The sequence below is a fragment of the Lysinibacillus sp. G4S2 genome (genome assembly GCF_030348505.1).
GTDB lineage: Bacteria > Bacillota > Bacilli > Bacillales_A > Planococcaceae > Lysinibacillus.
Genome location: NZ_JAUCFJ010000002.1, coordinates 5,128,410 through 5,148,122, shown reverse-complemented (window position 1 = coordinate 5,148,122; position 19,713 = coordinate 5,128,410). Strand labels below are relative to the sequence as shown.

General features: G+C 37.4%; 21 protein-coding genes, 1 pseudogene and 2 other annotated features. Of the genes and pseudogenes, 16 read left to right on the top strand and 6 right to left on the bottom strand.

Annotated elements, in window-relative coordinates; translation table 11 throughout:
• Window positions 1-135 precede the first annotated feature (135 nt).
• The 4 genes and pseudogenes from QUF91_RS26195 to QUF91_RS26180 all read left to right on the top strand — a co-directional run bounded on the left by QUF91_RS26195 (window position 136) and on the right by QUF91_RS26180 (window position 2,108).
• A complete protein-coding gene (locus QUF91_RS26195) occupies window positions 136-258 on the top strand; it encodes a hypothetical protein (protein WP_289419846.1) in 123 nt (40 codons plus the stop codon).
• Between the two features lie 11 nt (window positions 259-269).
• Window positions 270-892 (top strand): annotated as a pseudogene (locus QUF91_RS26190) (hypothetical protein).
• 92 nt (window positions 893-984) lie between these two features.
• Entirely contained in the window at window positions 985-1,455 is a 471-nt protein-coding gene (locus QUF91_RS26185) for a hypothetical protein (protein ID WP_289419845.1), read from the top strand.
• Window positions 1,456-1,592: 137 nt separating this feature from the next.
• The gene (locus tag QUF91_RS26180) at window positions 1,593-2,108 is read left to right on the top strand and encodes a YfiT family bacillithiol transferase (RefSeq protein WP_289419844.1); all 516 of its coding nucleotides are present in this window, start codon (window positions 1,593-1,595) and stop codon (window positions 2,106-2,108) included.
• Window positions 2,109-2,372: 264 nt separating this feature from the next.
• On the opposite strand, the gene QUF91_RS26175 is transcribed toward QUF91_RS26180, so the two are convergent.
• Both QUF91_RS26175 and QUF91_RS26170 read right to left on the bottom strand, forming a co-directional pair.
• The gene (locus tag QUF91_RS26175; RefSeq protein WP_289419843.1) at window positions 2,373-3,011 is read right to left on the bottom strand and encodes an exosporium glycoprotein BclB-related protein; all 639 of its coding nucleotides are present in this window, start codon (window positions 3,009-3,011) and stop codon (window positions 2,373-2,375) included.
• Between the two features lie 252 nt (window positions 3,012-3,263).
• Window positions 3,264-4,457 carry a hypothetical protein gene (locus tag QUF91_RS26170; protein ID WP_289419842.1) on the bottom strand — a complete coding sequence of 398 codons (1,194 nt, stop codon included), beginning with the start codon at window positions 4,455-4,457 and terminating at the stop codon, window positions 3,264-3,266.
• Window positions 4,458-4,701: 244 nt separating this feature from the next.
• On the opposite strand from QUF91_RS26170, the gene QUF91_RS26165 reads away from it, so the two are divergent.
• The 4 genes from QUF91_RS26165 (at window position 4,702) to QUF91_RS26150 (ending at window position 7,178) form a co-directional block, all read left to right on the top strand.
• Window positions 4,702-5,340: a BMQ_0737 family morphogenetic spore coat protein gene (locus QUF91_RS26165; RefSeq protein ID WP_289419841.1), complete on the top strand. Its 639-nt coding sequence runs from the start codon at window positions 4,702-4,704 to the stop codon at window positions 5,338-5,340.
• A gap of 140 nt (window positions 5,341-5,480) precedes the next feature.
• Complete coding sequence (locus QUF91_RS26160; RefSeq protein WP_289419840.1) at window positions 5,481-6,056, top strand: hypothetical protein; 576 nt, start codon at window positions 5,481-5,483, stop codon at window positions 6,054-6,056.
• Window positions 6,049-6,345 (top strand): hypothetical protein, encoded by a 297-nt coding sequence (locus tag QUF91_RS26155; protein WP_289419839.1) that lies wholly within the window; start codon window positions 6,049-6,051, stop codon window positions 6,343-6,345. Before QUF91_RS26160 ends, QUF91_RS26155 begins: the two co-directional genes overlap by 8 nt.
• 14 nt (window positions 6,346-6,359) lie before the next feature.
• Entirely contained in the window at window positions 6,360-7,178 is an 819-nt protein-coding gene (locus QUF91_RS26150) for a hypothetical protein (RefSeq protein ID WP_289419838.1), read from the top strand.
• Between the two features lie 188 nt (window positions 7,179-7,366).
• On the opposite strand, the gene rpmG is transcribed toward QUF91_RS26150, so the two are convergent.
• On the bottom strand, window positions 7,367-7,516 hold the full coding sequence (gene rpmG / locus QUF91_RS26145; protein ID WP_285400017.1) for a 50S ribosomal protein L33: 150 nt from the start codon (window positions 7,514-7,516) through the stop codon (window positions 7,367-7,369).
• A gap of 185 nt (window positions 7,517-7,701) precedes the next feature.
• Between rpmG and QUF91_RS26140 the strand changes: the two genes are divergently transcribed.
• On the top strand, window positions 7,702-8,892 hold the full coding sequence (locus QUF91_RS26140) for a GTP-binding protein (RefSeq protein WP_289420130.1): 1,191 nt from the start codon (window positions 7,702-7,704) through the stop codon (window positions 8,890-8,892).
• Between the two features lie 285 nt (window positions 8,893-9,177).
• Here QUF91_RS26140 and QUF91_RS26135 read toward each other — a convergent pair whose 3' ends face one another.
• Window positions 9,178-9,720 (bottom strand): isoprenylcysteine carboxyl methyltransferase family protein, encoded by a 543-nt coding sequence (locus QUF91_RS26135; protein WP_289419837.1) that lies wholly within the window; start codon window positions 9,718-9,720, stop codon window positions 9,178-9,180.
• A gap of 1 nt (window position 9,721) precedes the next feature.
• Entirely contained in the window at window positions 9,722-10,804 is a 1,083-nt protein-coding gene (locus tag QUF91_RS26130; protein ID WP_289419836.1) for a type III polyketide synthase, read from the bottom strand.
• A gap of 376 nt (window positions 10,805-11,180) precedes the next feature.
• On the opposite strand from QUF91_RS26130, the gene rsgA reads away from it, so the two are divergent.
• The 7 genes from rsgA (at window position 11,181) to metG (ending at window position 17,580) form a co-directional block, all read left to right on the top strand.
• Window positions 11,181-12,257, top strand: coding sequence for a ribosome small subunit-dependent GTPase A (rsgA, locus tag QUF91_RS26125; RefSeq protein ID WP_289419835.1), 1,077 nt, complete (start codon window positions 11,181-11,183; stop codon window positions 12,255-12,257).
• 41 nt (window positions 12,258-12,298) lie between these two features.
• A complete protein-coding gene (locus QUF91_RS26120) occupies window positions 12,299-12,445 on the top strand; it encodes a hypothetical protein (protein ID WP_289419834.1) in 147 nt (48 codons plus the stop codon).
• Complete coding sequence (gene fosM, locus QUF91_RS26115) at window positions 12,426-12,848, top strand: FosM family fosfomycin resistance protein (protein WP_289419833.1); 423 nt, start codon at window positions 12,426-12,428, stop codon at window positions 12,846-12,848. The genes QUF91_RS26120 and fosM overlap by 20 nt, the downstream gene beginning before the upstream one ends.
• A gap of 108 nt (window positions 12,849-12,956) precedes the next feature.
• Window positions 12,957-13,490 carry a sigma-70 family RNA polymerase sigma factor gene (locus tag QUF91_RS26110; RefSeq protein ID WP_289419832.1) on the top strand — a complete coding sequence of 178 codons (534 nt, stop codon included), beginning with the start codon at window positions 12,957-12,959 and terminating at the stop codon, window positions 13,488-13,490.
• Window positions 13,483-14,496, top strand: a complete 1,014-nt coding sequence (locus tag QUF91_RS26105) for a DUF4179 domain-containing protein (protein WP_289419831.1) — start codon at window positions 13,483-13,485, stop codon at window positions 14,494-14,496. Before QUF91_RS26110 ends, QUF91_RS26105 begins: the two co-directional genes overlap by 8 nt.
• Before the next feature lie 116 nt (window positions 14,497-14,612).
• Window positions 14,613-15,260: an HAD hydrolase-like protein gene (locus QUF91_RS26100; protein WP_289419830.1), complete on the top strand. Its 648-nt coding sequence runs from the start codon at window positions 14,613-14,615 to the stop codon at window positions 15,258-15,260.
• 123 nt (window positions 15,261-15,383) lie between these two features.
• Window positions 15,384-15,777, top strand: a binding site (T-box leader).
• A gap of 168 nt (window positions 15,778-15,945) precedes the next feature.
• On the top strand, window positions 15,946-17,580 hold the full coding sequence (gene metG, locus QUF91_RS26095) for a methionine--tRNA ligase (protein WP_289419829.1): 1,635 nt from the start codon (window positions 15,946-15,948) through the stop codon (window positions 17,578-17,580).
• Window positions 17,581-17,626: 46 nt separating this feature from the next.
• Here the strand turns inward: metG and QUF91_RS26090 are convergent, their stop codons facing one another.
• Entirely contained in the window at window positions 17,627-19,198 is a 1,572-nt protein-coding gene (locus QUF91_RS26090; protein ID WP_289419828.1) for a 2-isopropylmalate synthase, read from the bottom strand.
• 124 nt (window positions 19,199-19,322) lie between these two features.
• Window positions 19,323-19,560: a binding site (T-box leader), on the bottom strand.
• Window positions 19,561-19,713: the final 153 nt, after the last annotated feature.

Genomic DNA, 19,713 nt, shown 5'->3' with positions numbered 1-19,713 from the left:
AGTTCTCGATAAATCTCAAAACTGCAGCTCATTAAAGATTTTTGTCGCTGTCATTGCAGAAAAATGAGGTTTTGTCCCAGCCTCTTCGTTTTGTCTGGGATACGTTATAATGTATATTAATTCATTGAGGGGTGATTGAAGATGAACATTATTTTAGCGCAAGCAAATGATGCATCAGTAATTCATAACGTTATGGGAGAAAATCGTAATGGCATTTCTCTTGATATCGCAACAATGGAAAAACAGCTTATTAATTAGGGGGATTACACTTGAGGAAGAAGCTCGGATGCTTGCATGCACACCATTCAAATATTGAGTATATAGAACATACATTTCAAAACATCGACAACGTGGAGCTAGTTCATTTTGCGGATCCTGGTCTTATACAGCAAGTTCCAAAGGGGACTAATGGGTTAGCTGTTAAAGTTAAAGAGCAGCTTGAATGGATGGCGAGCTGTAGTATTGATGCTATTTTAATAACGTGTACGAATTATATTGCATTGTTAGAGGAAGAACAGCTGGACCTCTCTATTCCAATTATTAAAATAGATGAGCCCTATTTTGAAACCGTATGTGAAGAAAAGCAGCCTCAAACGATTCTTTTTACAAATCCTGAAACTGTAGAAGGTACGCTGAGCAGCATGAAAAATCGATAGATGTTGTAGCAAAAGTTATCGACGATGCTTTTGAGCTAATTATGCAGGGAAAAAAGGAAACGTATAATACTGCTATTAGACAAACCCTTCAGCATGTAGCGAGGGAGCAGCGGCAGATTTCAGTTGCACAGCTTTCAATGGTTGAAGCAGCACAGCAATTTGAAAAAGAGTCAGCGTTAACGATTACTCATCCGTTAAAGACGTTAGTTAAATTTGTGATGAGATCTATAGAATAACAGGTCACGCTTATTTTTCTGAATACTCTGTAACAATCAGTTTGCATAATTCGTTTCATAGTAGATATCATGACTATATAGGGAGCGATGTAATGAAGCGGTGTATAGTTTTCTTTACAGTGTTGTTATTTTTAGTTGGCTGTACAATGAATGAGAAAGCTGTTGCTCTGCCAGATGATTTACCTGATTTTGTACAAGAAAGTGATTTTAAATCGATTGATTGGGACAACAAGGCAGTAGAGTTTGGGGATAGAGGGATCATCGGTAATGCCAATAAATCAGGCGTTATGGGTGCCAATATGCCAAGCTTAAGCAGTCAAAAATGGTGGGGGATTGAAGAAAGTCGTAATTCCAAGTTAACAATTGTTGGGTATCATAAAGATTCTAAAACGATTCATCCTATTTTAGTAGATGGTTGGACTATAGGACTTGGTGGACCTGTTAATGGTGCAGATGCTCATACACCTTCAAGTGTGAAAATCCCAAAACCTGGTGAAAGGGCGATGTTAGTGTATACCAATGGGAGCTATTTTGATACGTTAATTTATGATATCAATGAATAGAAAAGTTAATTGTTCAAACAATGACCCTTGTTTTGTAAGCTATAATTCTTACAAAATGATGGTTTTATACATAGTGGCGTGAAAAATATTAAATTGGTAATATGAAAAGTAAGAAAATAGAAACGGAGGAAAGCTACATGACCGATTTACGATATCCAATTGGGCAATTTCAATTTCCTGAAGTCGTTACAGCGCAGCAAGTAAAGGGGTGGATGGAGGATATTCGTCTATTACCCGAACAACTAGCCGAGGCACTTAATGATGCAAGTGAACAATCATTAGCAAAATCCTACCGAGAAAACGGCTGGACGGTTACGCAGCTTGTCCACCATATTGCGGATAGTCATATGAATAGCTATATTCGTTTTAAGCTAGCTTTGACAGAGGATGTTCCAACAATTAAACCTTATAACGAAGTGGATTGGGCACAGCTTCCGGATTCAGAAATGCCTGCATCGACATCTTATAAAATGATTGAGGGTTTACATGAACGCTGGTTTTATTTACTAAAAAGCTTATCAGAAGAGCAATTACAGCGAGCGTTTCATCATCCTGATTCAGGGTTAATGACACTTGAAAAAGCCTTAGCCTTGTACGCTTGGCATGGGAAGCATCATCTTGCTCATATTAAGAATGCTTTGGTGAAATTATAAAACTGTAAATGACTAAGATCATTCATACAGAAAAAAAGGCGACTTCTTGTTTCTAAACCAAGAAGTCGCTTCATTTTGTAAAGTTATAAAGGTGATAACTGGGAGCTTATATCAACAGCTTATAATTCCATATCATAGAGGGTTACTATCGATCAAGTTAAGCTTCGCCAGTCACAATATTTAGGAAATAAAAGCCTTTGTATTGTGAAAAGGGCTTAAATTTAATACATTCAAGTTATTTTTTTATGAAAGGATATAGCATTCTTATTCAATTGTAATACCAGCACTTGCTGTTCCTGTAATTGCTTGAGCAATAGTAACACCTGTTGTTGCAGCGATTGAAAATACCATTAACAGTTTGTCACCTACTGCAACTGGGAATGGAATGACATTAGCAGAATTAAAGGCAATCTCATTACCGATTAAAAGTCCTGAGAATGCTGGAGCTAAGTTTACAAATACACTCGTAGCAGTATATACGTTACTTCCTGCGGGTGCAAGATACACTTGAGCTCTTAGTGTTGTTGTTCCAGCAAGAGGAACAGGGGTAGTAGCAGGAGGAATAGCTACAGTTGCTAAGGCAGAGAAAGATGCAGAAATAGCTGTTATATTACCTGCACGTGGTACAACAAATGCTTCAGTTATGATATTCGATAAGTTAAGAGTATTATTTACAATAGTTACACCTGGAACGGCACTACCGAAACCAATAAGGCTAGGTACACCAATTACTCCATTTGCAATTGTAGCTAATGTAACAGTAGTAACACCGGAAGAAAATGGAATAATCGATCCCTTATTAACTGATGGAGTAATACATGCAGCGTCAACAGCTAAGAATGGTCCAAAATTTTCACAAACATTATTAGATGAGCAGCCGCACATAGAATTATTTATACACATTTTAACACCCCCTTTCTTCATTATTCTATTCAGTGTATAAGGGGGGGGGGAGGGCAATTATCTGTATCGTAGTTTTATTTGTGGAAATTTTGAGGCTTCTTTTGAGAAGCTTTGGCATTTTGTGAATACTTACTAATAGGAATTACTTTTTCAATTGACCATAAAAAAGTCCAATATGTATTTTCATACTTATTGGACTTATTCATCGTATACTTCTCCAGTTTGTTAAACATTGTACATCCTAATTTTAAACTAACTCCATTTTCGAAAGAAATTGAAAAACAAAGAGTTCTTTTCTTTTTTATGCCCTTCTTCAGTTGCTTCTTCTTTTAACTCAGATTGTTTGCTTACCTCTTCAAATTGTATTTGGGTTTCATATTTTTCCTCTGGCGTATCTTCAAAGACTTCAAATACGTCACTTTTTGAAGTGGTGAATGTATTTGTGTAAACTTGCTTAACTACTTCAGAAGCTTTAGGAATGTCCTGTTCAAGAATTACTTCAGAAGCTTTAGGAATGTCCTGTTCAAGAACTACTTTAGAAGCTTCAAGAATGACAGGTTTATTAATTACTTCAGCTGCTTCAGAAGTGACAGGCTCATTTGTTATTACAGAGCTCATATCATCTATAATGACAGTGTTATTAATTTTTTCGAGTTCTCCGTAATTAACGAAATCTTTCGCATTAAGATCATTGTCAGTGGAATTATGGATTTCGGTATGCGGTAAAGTATTAGATTCATAAACACTAATTGGAATTTCCTGTGCATTGGTAGCGTTTTTAAAAAGGAAGGTAGTTTTGGATGTGGTATTTCTATATAAACCATTATATAGTTGGCTTGGATGAGTATTTATTGATTGAAAATATTGTTGATTAAAATGGCGTTCTTCAGGTATACTTCCTTGATTTCCGTTGTGAGCAGAAGGTATATCATTATTTACATCTAATTGCGCATTTTTTGCTTTACCTGCCAGACTTTGTAGCATTTTATAAGATGGCTGTTTTAATGCAATCGCCAATTGGTTTGTTGTCTGTGTAATGTTCGAATCCCTTTGAGCACCGTTAGCAATAAATTTAGATGTGTTTTCAGTTTTAGGTGTAGTGGCTGGAGCTTCAGTATTTTCACTAGTGAGTAATTTGTTTAAAACCTTTAGTGTTTCTTGGTTCATTTCCTCAATCGTTTGATTCAGAGACTCAATTTGTGCTGATAGAAGTTTTATCTGCTCCTCATTGCCTTCGATTTGTGAGTTTTGCTTATCATCTATTGTTTCAGTTAGCCCTTCTAAAAGTGCCATTTGCGTTTTAATCCCATCAAAATCCCTTTTCATAAATAAATAATCTTCAATTGAAGTTCCCGTTTTTAATGAAGTTAACGTGTCCTTGTAGGCTTCTATTTTTTGCTTCAATTTTCCAATGTCTTGAGTGGCGTACAATTTCGAATCTTCCATTGCATTTCACCCCTTTCAGTCCATTAATATTTTATTAAAAATACTTACTTTTTGTTACAAATATACCGATCCTTCAAACATTTTTGTTTCTACTTAAGAAGTGGAGAAGTAAGCAAAAACGATACATACTGTTACATAAGTATTTTAATAAAAACCAAAACGAATTACTTTTTAGCCCATGCACTTTTAGTCAGAAAACATAAGATACAAACGAAAGGTAAAAAATTATGGAGGTGTCAAAAGGATGCAAGATAATATGCCATCCCAATTGCAAGAACCAATTTGTATAAACGTCGATAAGGTGTTTGACTGGATTGTAAAAGAAGCTTCGTTTGAGTTTTCCCCTACTGGCCCAATTTCTTTTCCAGGAGTAACAGCAACTACTGACTTAGTCAACGCTGTGGTTACATGTAGTGTAGTTCCAAGTGCAACTAGTCCTGTTAAGATTTTGCACCGTGAGAATCGTCAATTCACTATTGATAGTGCTACGGTATGTCTTCAAAACCTGACTATTCAGAAGACCTTCACTCTTACGTTAGTTGTTACTGCACTAAATGGTCAAAGGTTTACAAGCCTTCCGATTACAGTTTCACGTTGTGAACAAGTTACATTATGTGCGCCGCAAGGGACAGATGTAGAAATTTTATTCACAGATCTAGATTGTTTCGTGTGTTCAGTAGGAACTCCACAAGCTGGAACAAACACAATTACGTTTACCGATTTACATGTTACTATATCAGTTTGCCAAAGTATTCAATCTACATTCCCAGTTACAGTGGAATTCTTAGCGACTTTCTGCGAGCCAAGAGCAGAATTACCGTTCGCATGTCCGGGTGTAGTTCGCCCAGCGCAATGCCCTGCTGTATTCCCACCACATGGTTAATGGTACTAACACATAGAAGAAAATCATATTGTAAAGAGAGGATAATCCTCTCTTTTTTTTATGAAAGGATGTAACTGACATATAAAGAAGTTTGAATTTGCTTTGATTAATTCATTACTATTAGCAAGGGGGTACTGATTATGCTTACTCGCATCAATCGTGTAGAAGAAAAAATAAATGAAATAAAAAAACAAACGGATTTTTATGTTCATGAAATAAAAAAAACGATTGAGGAGTTTATTGTTCCGGAAAGTATTAACGTTATTAGTTATTTCACATCCTCAATCAATATTTCTTATAATCCCAATGAGGAAAGCCTATGCTTGGGCTCTTATCATATTCGTAATATAGGTAATCAGCCTATAACGAACCCTTATCTATGCATAAAGCTACCTGAAGATTCCCCATTCTCCTTTTCAGGAAGATATGTCTATGAACATTTCGCACCAAATTTAAAAGGAAACAGTAGCTGGGAGCGAATTAATGATAAATCAAGCAAGGAGGAGTTCTGGCTTAGACCTATAGGAAAAACAACGCTAGAGCCAAACGAGATACTATCATTTCCTAACTTTCAGATCAAATGGGGTCAGAATTCATCTTATTCAGGAAGTATCATGGGATTTACATATTGTGATCAGTTAGAAGGTGGTACCGTTGTTTTGAATCCTATTAATCTAAATGGAATGAGTTATACACAGGAGGGTGAAAATGAGTAAGCGTGAAAATATGAATCAAAAAAAAGATAGTGTTGTCCATCAACTTATGAAGGAACGGCTTGATAATCTATCTAACTATAGTAATGAAGAAAATAATAGCTTTGCTTATCTCGAAAAGGGCACATTGAATCTGCTTATTACCCATTTACTATCAGGAGAAAAAAGAAAAGTTGATGAAATAGGTGATGAGGAAAGAGAAATGAAGATGCTGAAGCAGCTTGACGAGATGTTAGAGGAGAGTAAGGAGCAATTTGAAGAAGTGATTGATTTGCTTAAAAAGCTTTCGTGATAGGAGGTGCAAGTATGGATAATGATATTGTTAAAAACAATGATCCTATTCAGCTACAACAGATGATCATTTTTTTAAGAGCTGAATTAGCGAAATATAAAAATGAAGTTAAAAGGCTCAGAGATAGTGATTATTATTCATTTGTACTAAGACTAGAACGAGAAAACGTCCAATTAACCAATCAAAAGAAGGCGCTCTCAATGGAGCTTTTAAAGCTGAAGAGAGACTATGAAAAAGATACACAAGCCTACAATGATGATATTCAAACAAGAGAAATTCACAAAAAAAAACAACTTTCTTCGATAGAGACATTATTAAAAGAAATAGAAGAGCTGCGTGCAGAAAATAAACTATTAAAAGACACTAAAGTTGAATTACTTTCAGTGAATACGGATTTTAATTATAAGACGGACATTGCTGGCCTTGAAAACAAGCTGAGCGATTTTACAAAAGAAATAAGCCAACGAATGGAGACAATGGTTGAAGTAATTGAGAAATCACGTTTAGAACAAGCCGATTCAGACAATCTCCATAAGTATTTAACTAAAGAAATAGAGGAAAAAAGCAGTGAGATAGAAAAATTATCGCAACAATTAGCGGATGAAAAAAAACAAATCTCTTCCTGGAGTGGAAAAACGATGATTAACCCAGAAGTTCTTACGCAATTAGATGCTCAAGTAAATAAAGTATTGGCCCAATCAGTAGATTTTGAAGGGCAGTTGGATCATAAATTACGTATTTTGGATGACATGGAGCAGAAATTAAACGAGCTAGCTATAGAAATAAATAATAAGGAAATCTCATCACCAAAAGTTGTGGATGACATTTTTTAACCATGTAATAGGTTGAGTGGAGTCACAGATGAGACCTTGGAGCGAGTGGAGCAGCTCATCGGACGCCCCCAGTTGGAATGGAAATCAACCACACGTTATGGAAAGGGGAACATAGCATTTTTTTATCCCGTAATAGATAGGCTGTTTCAAAAGTAAGCAAAGTCACTTTTGAAACAGTCATTTTTATGTTATTTCGTTTCTCTGTGCAATGTAATTCTTTTTAAACGAGGGGAATATTTCTTAAGCTCCAGTCTTTCAGGATTATTTCGTTTATTTTTCGTTGTGATATAGTTTTTATCACCGGTTTCTGTACAGGCTAATGTTACTTGTACACGCATAAAATGCCTCCTTTTAAATCGTAATCGTTACGCTTTGCACATTATTATTTTTAATGAAATATGTCAACAATGTATTTTTATTAAGTTTTTAACTTCTTTCAGCGAGTGTTGCATTTTGTAGGATTCTATGTTTTAATTACAAACTATAAATAGTAATGATTACGATTTGAGGAGTTGTAAAAATGGTGAAGAAAATTCCTGTTACAGTTTTAAGTGGTTATTTAGGTTCTGGTAAGACTACGATGATGAATCACGTTCTACAAAATGAAAAGGATATGCGTGTGGCTGTAATCGTCAATGATATGAGTGAAATTAATATTGATGCGGAGCTAATCGCAAATGGAAGCGGAATTTCACGAACAGAGGAAAAATTTGTGGAGTTATCGAATGGTTGTATTTGCTGCACGCTGCGTGAAGATTTATTGCAGGAAGTGGAACGTCTCGCGAAGCTTGGTACTATTGATTACATTTTAATTGAATCGACAGGGATTAGTGAGCCAATACCTGTTGCCCAAACGTTTAGCTATTTAGACGAGGAGCTAGGTATTGATTTAACAAAGTTTTGCCAGCTTGATACGATGGTGACTGTAGTAGATGCAAATCGTTTTTGGCATGATTTTCAGTCAGGTGAAAGTCTTTTGGAGCGTAAGGAGGCAGTCGGTGAGTTAGACGAACGGGATGTTGCGGACTTACTCATTGATCAAATCGAGTTTTGTGATGTCCTTGTTTTAAACAAATGTGATTTAGTATCAGTTGAAGAGCTTGAAAGATTAGAGCGAATTTTGCGCGCTTTACAACCTGAAGCTAAGCTAATTCGTACAGTTAATGGTGTAATAGAGCCAGCTGAGATATTAAATACTGGACGCTTTGACTTTGAAAGGGTATCCGAATCTGCTGGTTGGTTAAAGGAATTAGAGCTTGGTCATGAAAATCATACTCCTGAAACAGAGGAGTACGGCATTTCTTCTTTCACCTATAAGCGTAGAAGACCATTTCATTCAATGCGTTTTGTAGAATGGTGTGATCATATGCCAGAATCGATTGTTAGAGCAAAGGGTATTATTTGGAGTGCGAAACATCAGGATGTTGCATTATTACTATCACAGGCTGGCTCATCGGCAAAAATAGAACCAGTCTCTTATTGGGTAGCCGCTTTGCCAAAGGAACAGCAGCAGGATGTTTTCTTGCAAAGCCCTGAGGTACTAGAGGATTGGGATGAGGAATTTGGAGATCGCATGACACAGCTCGTTATAATTGGCGTTGAATTAGATAAAGAGGCGATTATAAAAGAATTGGACAAGTGTTTATTAACGGAAGATGAGTTTAATAACCCATGGGAAAGTTTACAAGATCCGTTCAATTGGGAATGGCATTAAAGAGGCTCATCATCAAAAACTGTGGATGACATTTTTAAAAATATATGCCATGTACATTAGTTGATTGGAGTGGAGACTGGGCGACTCCTTGGGGATCAGCGTCACAGATGAGACCCTGGAGCGAGCAACGCGAGTGAAGCGGCTCATCGGACGCCCCCAGGAAGCTTTGCTCTGTGCGAAAGCGAAGTGCTAACGTAGCGGCAGCAACAAAGCGCCCAGCCGGAACGGAAATCAACCACACGTTATGGTGATGAGCCATTAAAGAATAAATAAAGAAGATTTCGGCTAGGATTCCGAAATCTTCTTTTGAAATACATGATTATAATTCGTAGCGTCGCGTAAAGCTTTTTCTTCGATGGGAATGCGTATTGATAATATTGTCATATTTAAAAGTGTAAAGCAAAACGCTGTAAAATATGCTTGAAACATTAAAGGCAAAAGAAGAATTTCTAAGCAAACGACCGTGTAATTTGGGTGGCGCATAAATGTGTAAGGACCTTTCCGTACAACTTCTGCACCTGGCAAAATTAATATTTTTGTATTCCAAAAATTCCCCAATGAACGAATGCACCAAATACGTAATGCTTGCACGGCAATAAATAATAAGAACAATAACGGAAATAAAGGCGATAAACTATTATTATTAGTAACTACTTCAACAATTAAAAAGAGGAAAAAACTGATGTGCATTGTAACCATATATGGATAATGAGAAGCACCAACTTCATAGGCTCCTTGTGAGAGCATCCATTTTTCATTGCGTTTTGCAATGAAAACTTCTATCAATCTTTGTAGAATGACGAGAATCAAGATAATGTAAAAAATCATGCTACTCCCTCCATTTGAGTAATACAGCTTCAGCGCAAAAGCCAGGCCCAAGAGCGACGAGCAAGCCAGTATCCTCCACTTGTCCTTCGTTTAACATAAATTGCTCCAACACATATAGCACTGTAGGAGATGACATATTTCCATGATGTTTTAATATTTCCCGAGAAATGTCGGTTTTTGAGGGAGCTAGATAAAGAGTATCTTCATAGGCTTTTAATACTTTTTTACCGCCTGGATGTGCAATAAAGTGGTTAAGCTGTTCACTGAATAGCTTATGTTCCAATAAAAATTGTTCAATGAATGGGCCGAGCCAAGTAGTAATTATAGCAGGAATACTTTTCTGAAAAACGACATGGAGGCCATTGTTTTTTATATTCCAGCCCATAACATTTTCTGAATTTGGCATCCATTTAGAGCCAGAACCTATGATAGTAGGTGTTGATTTTTTTACTGCGATATTCACTTCATCTCCACAGATAAGTGCGCATGCTGCACCATCTGCAAAAAGAGAGGCACCAATTAAATTACTTTTCGAAAAATCATTGGGTTGAAAAGTTAGACTACAAAGCTCGACACAAATGACAAGAACTTTTGCTTCTGGATGAGCACGACAAAAATCATAAGCTCTACTAACACCAGCAGCACCACCAGCACAGCCAAGTCCCCAAAGTGGAATACGCTTAAGTCTGTCTGAAAATGGAAGTTTATTCATAACTCGTGCATCAATACTTGGTGTTGAAATACCTGAGCTACTCACGAAAATAATGGCATCAATATCTTTAGGCGAAATCGGTGCTTCTAAAAACGCTTCATTTTGTAAACAGGCTTGAATGACCTCAACACTATATTGTGTAGCTAGCTCAATATATAAATCGTTACGTTCTTCAAAGGAATGATCCATACGCTGCCATTCTGGTGGTACACAAAAATTACGCGTTTCAATACCACCATTCTCAAAAACTTTTAAGTAGCGTTCTAATTTGGGGATTTTTGCATGAAACAGCTCCTTCGTTAGTTCCTCTGCGTTTGTCTGTTGTAATGTGTACGGTGGTTTGTATGTGCTGATCGAAATGATTTTTGACAATTCAACATCTCCTTCGCCGATAGCGGTCTTGTTTATTGTATGCGGGGAGGGAGGGGATACATGCTTGTAAGATTGTAATTGACATTTTCGGAAAATTCCGCTATATTAAAAGCAACTAATATCGGAAGTAGGTGATGTGACATGATGAATAGAGCCGTTTTTAACGAACTGCAATTCGGTTTGTTCAATTTCACACGCCTAAAATATATAATTTGACCACGCATTGTAGTGAGATGACTGCACAATTGTGGTGATTTGTATATTCTCTTAAATGTGCCTGTGAAACCTTGTAACTGCCGAATTGCGCAGAGACAAGGTTTTTTTATGTTTTTATCAATCGAGTACAAATGATATGCACATTTAGGAGGAAAACAAATTGAATTTAACAACTTTAGGATTTTCAACATATTTTGAAGAGCAAATGACTGGATTTAAACAGGAGGCTAAGCTGGCGAACTGTGTACCGGCTAGGGTTACTTTAGAGCATAAGCATTCCTATCGTGTATTGGCTGAAGAAGGAGAGTGGCTAGCAACGATTGCTGGACATTACGCGTATACGTCATTAGCACGTGAGGATTTCCCAGCAGTTGGGGATTGGGTGCTAGTTGAGAAAATGCCTGGTGAGGAAAAGGCGATTATTCATAAATTGTTTACACGAAAATCAGTCTTTTCACGTAAGGCTGCGGGGGCGGAAATACAAGAGCAGATTGTAGCGTCGAATGTTGATATCGTGCTTTTAGTTATGAGCTTGAATGCAGACTTTAATATTCGTCGTCTAGAACGTTATTTAGTAGCTGCGTGGGATTCAGGTGCGAAGCCGGTTGTTGTATTGACGAAGGCTGATTTATGTGAAGATATTTCTAGTATGATCAGTGAGGTTGAATCTGTAGCGTTCGGTGTAGATGTTTTTGTGACTAGCGCTCTGTCAGGTGAAGGCTTAGTAGATATTCGTTCGCTATTTACGGAAGGCGTAACAGGAGCCTTGCTCGGTTCTTCTGGTGCAGGGAAATCCACATTGACGAATGTTCTTAGTGGTGAGGACTATATGAAGGTTTCGGATATTCGTGAAGATGACGCAAAGGGGCGCCATACAACAACACATCGTGAGTTAGTGATACTGCCGAGTGGCGGTTGTTTAATCGATACACCTGGAATGCGAGAGCTACAATTATGGGATCAGGGGGATAGTTTATCCTCTAGCTTTAAGGATATCGAGGAACTTTCGGCAGCCTGTCATTATCGGGATTGTACACATAAAAAGGAGCCACATTGTGCTGTAAAGCAAGCGATTACAGATGGCGTGCTTGAACAATCACGTCTCCAAAGCTATTTTAAGCTACAAAAAGAGCTTGCTTTTATCGAACGAAAAACAAATGAACAGGCAAGACTAACTGAGCAACGCAAATGGAAGCAAGTCGCGAAAGGTTTAAAGAAAGGTAAAAAATCAAAATAAATGAATCTTGATAAGAGTGAGAGAGCGAGCTATCAGCGGAATTGGAAGCTTTATCAGCGCAAATCGGCATTTTATCAGCGATATGGAGGGATTTATCAGCGATTTTAGCCTGTCTATCAGCGATAAACCTACTTCTATCAGCGATTTCAAAGTTAGGGGCACACACACATGACAATCCAGAACATTAATCATTTATTATTTTCAGTATCAAATCTAGAGGAATCCATCGCATTTTATGAAAAAGTTTTAGACGCAAAGTTACTAGTGAAGGGGAGAAGTACAGCCTATTTTGATGTAAATGGGCTGTGGCTTGCTCTTAATGTAGAACAGGATATTCCACGCAATGAAATCCATCAATCCTATACTCATATAGCATTTTCAATCCATGAGGATGATTTTGACAAAATGTATGAAAAGCTAGTCCAACATAATGTCAACATACTAGAAGGCAGACAAAGAGATATAAGTGATAAAAAATCGATTTATTTCACGGATCCAGACGGTCATAAATTCGAATTCCATACAGGGACTTTACAGGATCGATTGGATTACTATAAGAAAGAAAAAACGCATATGGAGTTTTTTGAATAATATTAAAAAATGGATGCCTCTATTTGTAAGAGGGGACATCTATTTTTTTTTTGCAACGTTTTCCTTTTCTCAAACGACTTTAAAGTGTAGCCAGAAGGAGGAGATTTGGTGGATATACAAAAGTTGGTTAAAAGCGCAAAAAGGGGGGATGATGAAGCATTTGAGCAGTTGATTGCTTTAATGCGTGAAAAATTATATCGTACTGCCTACTCGTACGTTCGAAATGAGCAAGATGCGCTTGATATTTATCAAGAATCTATTTATAAAGCCTATACAACATTGAAAACATTAAAGAATCCAAGCAGTTTTCCAGGGTGGATTATTAAGATTGTTGTTTATAAATCAATTGATTTTATTAGAAAAGATTCAAGAAAATTTACTTCAGGAGATGAGGAGTTTTTTGCAGAGTTAGCTGGAAATCAAAATATGGACAATGTTAATTGTTCATTGGATTTAAAAGAGGCTATTGAAACATTAGATGCCAAGTATAAAACGATTATGTGGTTACGCTTTTATCATGATTTCTCTGTCAAAGAAATTGCAAAAATGCTGGGATGTCCTGAGGGAACGGTGAAATCCTATATTAATAGAGCTAAGAAAGAGTTAAAACCAATCTTAAGGGAGGGCTACTTGTATGAGTAAGGAAAATAATAATCAACCTATTGATCGGATCGATATTCCACTTCAACAATTGATGATGAGAGAGCAGGCGGCAATAAGTGCAGCAAAAAGGAAGAAGCTGAACATTAGAATTATAAAAACTCTTCTTGTTGCCTGTGGATTATGCATAGCACTACTAGGTTCGGGATTTTTCTCCCCTGCAATAGCGACTGCACTAGCCAATGTACCTTATATTGGAGCCATTTATGCTGAATTTGGGGATATTGCAGCTAAAAAAATTGAACAAAACCATTTGATGACAAAAATAGGAAAGAAGGATACACATGCAGGTCTTACAATGGCTGTTGAAGAAGCGGTATATGATGGTAATAGATTATTAGTTACGGTTGCTTATACAGGGCAGAATGGTGTTTCTTTAGAAGAAGAGGTTGCAGGTATGAGTGAGCTAACAATCAATGGGGAGCCAATCGATGTTGCGATAGGTTCTGTAGGTCAGGATGATATTGATAAAAACACAATTATTGAACATCATGAATTCACTTTATCAAATACAGATATATACGGGGATAAAATTGAAGTTGCGTTAGATGGAAGAGATTTATTTGGCTACAAAGGTAATTGGCATGTGGATTTTACTCTTAAAAAATTAAAGGAAGAAGTTATTACCTTCCATCCAAATGTAAAATCTAGTACTAATGATGGGTTATATAAGTTAAACGTTGCACAGGTATCATTCACACCACTATCGACACGAATAGATGTCCTAGTAGATTATCCAAGAGAGTTAGACAAAAATGATAAATGGACATTTTTTGAGTATGAGGTGACTGATAGTGAAGGGGCGTTATACGATGGGGCTAATATACAAATGGGAGCGACCAAGGATTATGGACACCATATTATACTAGCACTCCCTCCTATGGAAAAAATACCGAAGTCTCTGACGCTTAAACCAGGTAAGAGGAATGAGCAAGGTTATCGGGAGGAAATAAAGGAATTAGAAATGGTAGTACCCTTAGAGCCTTAAAAAATATGAACCTCCTTTAGTTTTAGGAACTAGAGGGGGGTCATATTATTTTAAATGACATTAAAGAGCAACAATAAAGAGTTGAAAACGTTCATAACATTAGAAGGGGTGATTTTATGAAAAAAGTAATTATTTTTGATATGGATGGTACTTTATTTCAAACAAATCTAATTTTAGAGCCTGCATTATCGGCAACGTTTGATGTGTTGCGTGCAAAGGGCTTGTGGCAGGGAGATACACCAATAGAGACATACCGAGAAATTATGGGTGTTCCATTACCTGTTGTTTGGGAAACGTTATGTCCAATGCATACGGTAGAGATACGTGAAGAGAGCAATGCATTATTCCATGTTAAGCTTATTGAACAAATTCGTAATCGTCAGGGTGCATTGTATCCAAATGCAGAGCAAACACTTGCTACTTTGGCAGAAAACTATCATTTATTCATAGCAAGTAATGGACAAGTTGAGTATTTACAAGCAATAGTAGAAACCTATCAATTGCAACGTTTTATCAAAGGTACATATAGTATTCAGTCCGTTTCGAGTGGTCATAAATCTGATTTAGTGAAAAAGGTCATCGAGGAAAATGATATTCTAGGCGGAGCAGTTGTGGGGGATCGTTCTTCTGATATTCAAGCGGCTCGTGACAATCAACTGCTCTCGGTTGGAGTTCGTTTCGACTTTGCGCAGGAAATTGAACTACAAAATGCAGATATTGTTATTGATAATTTAAATGAATTACTCTATTTGAAGCTAGGATAGAATTTTATCGACTACATTTTTTATTTTATCCACCAACTTTTTCATTTTATCGAGAACTTTCAGTCATTTATCGACATGCATTGCAATTCACAAGGAAAAAGAGTAAAATGATGCCAATCTATAGTAAAAGCATTGATAAGGAAAAGTAAATTGGATAAGCATTATATAGAGAGCCTCTGTTGGTGGAAATGAGGTAAATGTCCCCTTTTGAAAATGACCTTTGAGCTTCGTACCGAAAGCAAGTTTGCGAGTAGATTACGACGAGATGGGCACTCGTTACAACAGCGGCAGTATCTCTCATTTCTTTGAGCAGGTGTTTAAACACCCGCCCAAAGAAGTAAGCCTCCGGCGGATGTCACAGAATCGGAAAGGAGTTCTTTGTGCGAGCACAAAACCGATTCCGGACGCAATTATGCCGAGGCATAATTGATAAAATGAAATGAGACGCACTGATGGAGGCAAATAGTGTGAGCTATTTGTAAATATAGGTGGTAACACGGGTAAACTCGTCCTAATCAATTTTGATTAGGGCGTTTTTTTTTATCTTCATTCAGGACTTGCCTGAATGAAGATAAAGCCTCGGGTGGATGTCACGGATTTTGATTGTGCTAGCGCAATCAAAATCCAGACGCAATTATGCCGAGGCGTAATTGATCTACACTTTTTTCGAGGGGAGCAACTTAGGATGACGATTGTTATTGGAGGGGCGTGGCCATATGCAAATGGTTCATTGCATTTAGGGCATGTTGCCGCATTATTACCAGGTGATATTTTGGCTAGATATTACCGACAAAAGGGTGAGAAGGTTTTATATGTTTCAGGTAGTGACTGTAATGGCACACCGATTTCGATTCGAGCTGCACAGGAAAACACGACAACGGAGGCTATTGCTAATCATTATCATGAGGAGTTTACAAGATGTTTCAACGATTTAGGATTTACGTATGATTTGTATACGAGAACAGACGCTAAGCACCATCATGATTCTGTTCAGAGGATTTTTTTACAACTACTAGCGAATAATTTTTTATATAAAAAGAGAATCGAACAAGCATACTGTGAAACAGATAAGCAGTTTTTGCCAGATCGGTTTGTAGAGGGGATTTGTCCGAACTGTGGTGCGAAGGCACGAGGTGACCAATGCGATAATTGCTCAACGATTTTAGACCCACTCGATTTAATTGATAAGCGCTGCAAAATTTGTGGGACTGAGCCAATTATCAAGGGGACAGAGCATTTTTATTTTGCGTTTAGTCAGTTTCAAGGGAGGCTGGAGACTTATTTAGCAGAGGCAAAGACAGAAAATCGCTGGCGAGACAATGCTATAGGTTTAACTGAACGTTACTTGGCAGAAGGGGTTCCAGACCGTGCTGTAACGAGGGATTTACCGAATGGTATAGATGTGCCCGTACCAGGTTTTGAGGGCAAAAAGATATATGTGTGGATTGAAGCGGTAGCAGGTTACTTCACAGCAAGTATCGAATGGGCGAAGCAGCATCAAATAGCTATTGAAGATTTATGGAATGAAGAAACGATTTCGTATTATGTGCATGGTAAGGATAATATTCCGTTCCATACCGTTATATGGCCAGCCATTCTTATGGGGATAGGAGCAAAGGCATTACCTACACATATTGTATCAAACGAATATTTGACATTAGAAAAACGAAAATTATCAACGAGCCAAAACTGGGCGGTTTGGGTGCCATATATTTTGAGCCGCTATGATGCAGATTCTATTCGTTATTTTTTAACAATGAATGCACCAGAAAACCGTGATACTGATTTTTCTTGGCGAGAATTTATTTATAGTCATAACGGTGAGTTACTTGGCGCTTATGGAAATTTCGTCAATCGTACATTGAAGTTTTTAGAGAAATCCTTTGATAGTCAAGTGCCTCATGCTAAGGTAGATGGCACTATTCAAAAACATACGATTCAGCTCTTTAATGAGGTTGGGATTCATATTGAAGCGGGTCATTTCAAACAAGCTTTAGAGGCTATATTTGAATATATTCGTGCGGCTAATCGCTATTTTGACGAGCAACAGCCATGGCTACAGGTGAAAGAAAATGTGGAAGCTGGAAATCAAACGCTAGCTACTTGTGTATATATTATTGCTAATTTTGGCCAATTGCTCCATCCATTTTTACCGTTTTCAGCTGAGAAGGTGAGAAAAATGCTAGGAATAGATGAAGTGGTGTGGCGTGAGCAAGTGGACTTACCAGAGAGCATTAACGAAGTGGCACCACTGTTTGAACGTCTTGCTGTTGAATTGATTGAAGAGGAATATCAAAAGTTAGTGGAAGGCAGTCGGTAGGAAAAAAAGCAGTATGACTCAATTTTGTCATACTGCTTTTGACCATTTAATTCATAACAGGCGTTAATTTAGCGACCACAATACTATTGATAGCATTAATATAAGCTAGCGCACTTGCCTTTAAAATATCTGTATCTGCAGCTTTTGCTATATATTTTTCGCCTTCATGTTCGATTGTAATTTTTACTTTACCAAGCGCTTCTTTACCGCGCGAAACGCTATTAATATTATATTCCACAAGTTTTACATCAATGTTTGTAATTTCTGCGATAGCTGAATAAAGGGCATCAATTGGACCTGAGCCAACTGCACTTGCTTTAAATACCTCGCCACCTTTACGAACTTTTACACTCGCTGAAGGGAAACTTGTGTTGCTGACGACTTGTAAATCATCGAAGTCAAAGAACTGATCACTATAATGAGTGGCATTCGCATTGTTTGCGTCATGTTTTTCATAGTAGCTTTCCACAATAACGTATAAATCGTGATCGTAAACTTCTTTCTTTGCATCAGCCAGTTTTAAGAAGCCTTCGAAGATTCCTTCAAATTCATCTGTAGAAAGGTTTGAGAAACCAAGTTTTTCAAGGGCATTTTTCACCGCATGACGCCCAGAGCGAGCTGTAAGAACTAGCTCCATATCATCAAGACCTACATCTTCTGGATGCACAATTTCATAAGCATCACGAGATTTAAGAAGGCCATCTTGATGGATACCAGATGAATGGGCAAAAGCATTATCCCCAGTAATCGCTTTGTTTACTTGTACGTCTAAGCCCATAAAGCTTGAAACAAGACGAGACGTATTCATAATTTCTTTTGTGTTGATGCGTGTCTCAGCATTATATACAGAGCTACGTGTTTTCAGCGCCATGACGACTTCTTCTAATGCAGCATTACCTGCGCGTTCCCCAATTCCGTTAATGGTACATTCTACTTTATCAGCCCCGTTTTTAATTGCAGCAAGCGTGTTAGCAGTTGCCATACCAAGATCATTGTGACAATGAACACTTAGTAAAACGCTATCGTTTAAGTTTTTCATGCGCTCATTTAGTTTATAAATCATTGCCCCAAATTCTTCTGGCTCTGCAAAGCCGACTGTGTCAGGTACATTAATCATTGTTGCACCAGCCTTCATGACGGCTTCAATCGTTTTCCAAAGATACTCGAAATCAGAACGAGATGCATCTTCTGTTGAATATTGGACTTGTGGTAGAAGCGTTTTCGCATATTTTACTGCATCAACACCAATTTGTAGAATTTGATCTTTTGATTTGCTAAATTTTTTCTCAACATGAATATCAGAAGTACCAAGCACCATATGAATCATAGGATTTTCAGCGTATTTTACAGCGTTATAAACAGCGTCAATATCTGCCTGTACAGCACGTGCTAAAGCAGTGATCATAATGTCACTTGTATTACCAACTTTCCGTGCGACAGCTTTAACTGCATCAAAATCACCTTGTGATGAAGCAGGGAAACCAGCTTCGATAATATCGACGCCTAATTTTTTGAGTTGCTGTGCAATCTCTACTTTTTCGTATAAATTCAGTTTTGCACCTGGAACTTGCTCGCCATCACGTAAAGTTGTATCAAACACCCAAATTTTTCTTCCCATTTTCAAACACTCCTTTTGTAGTAGTTGTCATTATATTGATAGTCTCTGCCTTGCATAGTAGAGACGAAATCTACACCTAGGCCAATAAATTTTTGCAAAAATAAAAAACTCGTCTCTATAAAAATATAGAGACGAGTTTATGCTCGCGGTACCACTCTAATTGACCTTCTCTTTTCAGAAAAAGTCCCCTTATTGACAGCTATCACTGTCTATCCTGTTAACGGAGGAAACCGACATCCCTTACTCAAAGTTCAGGGAGTAGCTCATGGACGAGTTCAAAATGTGTGCCTATCGGTTTGCACCAACCACCGACTCTCTACAAGTACACATGCATTTCTACTATTTCCAATCTTGGCCTACAATGTGTTGTTGAAAGCAATAATACTTCGATATTGTCTGATTGTCAATAATATTCTAAAAATTATTTTTTTTCTGTCTTATAGGGAGCGACAATTTATTATGAAATCAACCCATGAAAAGCCCCTTTAATTTTGGTTCATCAAAGTTGATTGAAG